Annotated in this window: 1 protein-coding gene; it reads left to right on the forward strand. The window is 37.4% G+C overall.

What is annotated here, in order from left to right; translation table 11 throughout:
* The first annotated feature begins 298 nt into the window (after positions 1-298).
* Positions 299-2,923, forward strand: a complete 2,625-nt coding sequence (locus Q0140_RS02230; protein WP_297961309.1) for a hypothetical protein — start codon at positions 299-301, stop codon at positions 2,921-2,923.
* Positions 2,924-3,497: the final 574 nt, after the last annotated feature.

Genomic DNA, 3,497 nt, shown 5'->3' on the forward strand with positions numbered 1-3,497 from the left:
GTCGCAGAATCTCAAAGCCAAAATTTAATCCGCCTTTCGCTCGGCAAGATCACGCCGGTGAGGTAAAATTTTCTAAGCGCACCTGATCTGCGTAAGACTAGTCCGTATTTATTTTAAATGAAACATTGGTTTTGACTTAAGAAGTCCGAAATTACAATATCGAAATAGTAGTTTTTGACCCATTTTTTGATATAATCGGCATCTAAATTTTAACGAAAAGCGGCCACCTTGAACGAACAAAGACGCCGCTTTAGTATAAATTTAAAAGAGAAAATCGGGGACTTATAAAGGAGTTTAGATGATAGATCCTAACGCAAAGAGAAAACGACAATTTACGATATGCTTTGCTATTTTAATGGTTATTCTGCCACTTGCTTTTTTGTGCATGAAATATATCGATAAAGAGCCCGACGATTTAAAGCAGAACTCGCCTATCGATCAGCCAGCGATGCAGAAACAAGAGACGAGCAAAGAAAATTTTCAAATTCCGCAAAACAGCGGTAAATTTATCGGCAAGAACGACGCAACGATTGAAAAAGATATCGCAAGCAACTCCGTTCAAATTCCGTCTATCGATAAAGCATCCGAAAATTCAGAACAAAGCCTGGCTATCGATCAGCACGCGATACCGAAAAAAGAGGCAAGTAAAGAAAAGGTTGAAATTCCACAAAATAGCGGTAAATTTAGTAGCAAGAAAAGCAATAAATTTACGGGCAAAAAAGACGTAACGATATATAAAAAAGATATCATAAATAACTCCGTTCAAATTCCGTTTGAAGTGCGCGATATGATGGTATCTCAGGGCAAAAAGAGGCTATATACTCTCGGGCACGATAGAGACGGTATAAGCGTGATAGATATATCAAATTTAGACCACATAGAGTTGCTCGGGCTTTTTTATTTCCCGGAAGCTAGATATAACGTAGAAAATATCCAAGCGGCCGAGTCAAACGACGGAGAAAGCCTATATGTGGCAAGCCCAAATTTAGGGATTTTACGCCTTGACGTTAGAGACCCTAAAAATATAAAGATCGCGACCAAATTTCAAGCCAAAGGTTTCTCCAAAATAAAACTAAGCGAAAATAACCAACTAGCCTACGTAAAAGCCAAAAACAGTATGGTTATTTTAGATATTTCGTCAGATAATATAAAAATGTTAGGCGAGTTTATAGGTATGGAGACCTTTAATCCGATAGAAAAAGGCGATATCGCCATATATTCGGATAAATACGTTTTTATGTCCGACTTCGCGGGTCTTCATGTACTTGACGTGAGCGATCCGAAAAACATAAAAGAGGTTTATAAACGAGATAATTTCGGAGTCATTATAAATTTACAAATTTCTGCCGATAAAAAATATCTATACGCAAACGAACTTCATACTTTTAATGTTTACAGCATCAAAAACATAGACGATATCGAGCATCTGAATAACTATACCGTTAGTAATAGAATTTATACTTTTGATATCAGCGGGGATGACGAAATAATATATTTGTCTAGAAGCAAAGACGGCTCGGACGATACGGCTTTACCGAGCATAGACGTCTTAGATATTTCCGGCGGATTCGAGCCTACCCGTCTAAAAAGCTATTATATGCCGGAGGCTGATGATGTAAATTCGGCGCTACCTTTAGACGAACGCCGCATGATTATATCTTTGGTGTCCGATTTTAAAGGTTTTATAAGCGTTATAAAAAATAACGATGATACAAATACTTTAACAGAAGAACCCATAAAAAATGAGATAGGAAGCAAAGAGCTAGAGGATTCAAGTAAAAATATAGACAAATCAAAGCCTGTTTGGGATCTGCCTTTTTCTCAAAACGGCTTTTCATCTATCAATATGGCCGTATCTACCGACGACGGATATATATTAGCCGGAGAATACGAAAGCGGTAGAAGTCCCGATCTTTTTATGAAGGTTGATAAGAGCGGGCGCGAAATTTGGAGAAAAATAATCGATAAAAGCTTTATCGGAAGAGGAAATTTAATAGCAGCCCAGATGCAAAGCTACTACGTATTAGGAAACGAAGAGGCGGCTTACATCGTAGATAAGGCGACATATAAAATCTCAAATACGCTTCCTCGCGCCCTAAAACAGATAGCTCCGACGGATAATGATGAATTTGTGGCGTGCGATTATGGAAATAATATATTTAGAATGGATAAAAACGCAAAAATAATCTGGGAGAAACCGATCGACGTTTCGCATCTGCCAGATACTTTTTATAACAGTTACACATATGATAAAACATCCCCGGATAAGCAACCGGAAGTAAAGAAAATTAAAGAACCGAAAGACGGTCTTATAAAGATATTAAAAACGAGTGACGGAGGTTTTATTCTGGTCGTAGAAGAGCTAGGAATTCTTAAATTTAACCCGGACGGAAACCCTATATTTGAAACCAAAATAGATATGCGCGGGTATTTTTTAAAAGATATGATCGAGTGCGACGACGGCTCTATTTTGATGCTATTTGAAACAAGCAATACCGCCGATATTATAAAGCTAAATGGCCGCGGCGAGCTTATAAAAAAATCGACCGTTTATGAAAGTAAAGATTCATTTTATCTAGCCTCTATCGCTAAATACAAGGAAGGCAAATATTTAATAGGGCTTAAGTTATCAAAAGATGATCGCCTGCTGCTTCTTGAAATAAACGGTGAAAATAATGTAACGGATCAAAAATATATAGACAATCTCGGAAAATATGTAACCTTTCATAATCTATTAAATATACCGGACAGGGGCGTGTTGGTCGCGGGACGTAGAACATATACAAAAATAAGACCGCCTGAATATATAGGAGGCAAGCTAGTAAAACTCTCCGACTACCATATAGAAGAAGCCTATATGTTTATAGTAAATTTTCACCAAAAGCTAAGCGAGCAAAATTTTAGCGCCGAAGATAGAGAGTAAAGCACTAAATTAGCGTCTAAATTTAATGAAAGAGCTTTGACGAAATTAGCTACGCCGCGGGATTTATAAGATGGAACATAAAAATAATCAGCATACGCGGCAAAAATAGTAGCTTTAAATTTAAAGCGGGATATTTGTATGCACGAAAAGATATAGATTTTTTGCAAAATTTTATATCGGAAAAGCTCGCTGAAATTTCAAAAGCTAAAGCAAGCAAGATGCCTGGGCTTAATTTAACGCTAAAAATATCTAAATTTTTCCCTAAATCCATAGCCGTGAAAGGTTACGATAAAAAGCGACAAAGCCGTGAAAATTTATGGCAAGTTGCGGCGAAGAGACGTAATGATCGCGCGAGTAGCAGCCGTAAAATGTACGCGTAGCGAAGCGGCGCAATGATTGCGCGTACAAGTGCGCATAAGCCTAAAAGACGAGCCGGGCGTTTAAATTTAGCTCACGATTTTAAAATCCTAAATTTCAAACCGCTCCGTCAAAATCGTCAAAATTTAGCCTATTTTTTACCTAAAATTTCGTAAAATTACGACTTTAAATTTTCAAAAAAAGGACGCAGATGAAT

The sequence above is a fragment of the uncultured Campylobacter sp. genome (genome assembly GCF_938045405.1).
Taxonomy (GTDB): Bacteria; Campylobacterota; Campylobacteria; order Campylobacterales; family Campylobacteraceae; genus Campylobacter_B.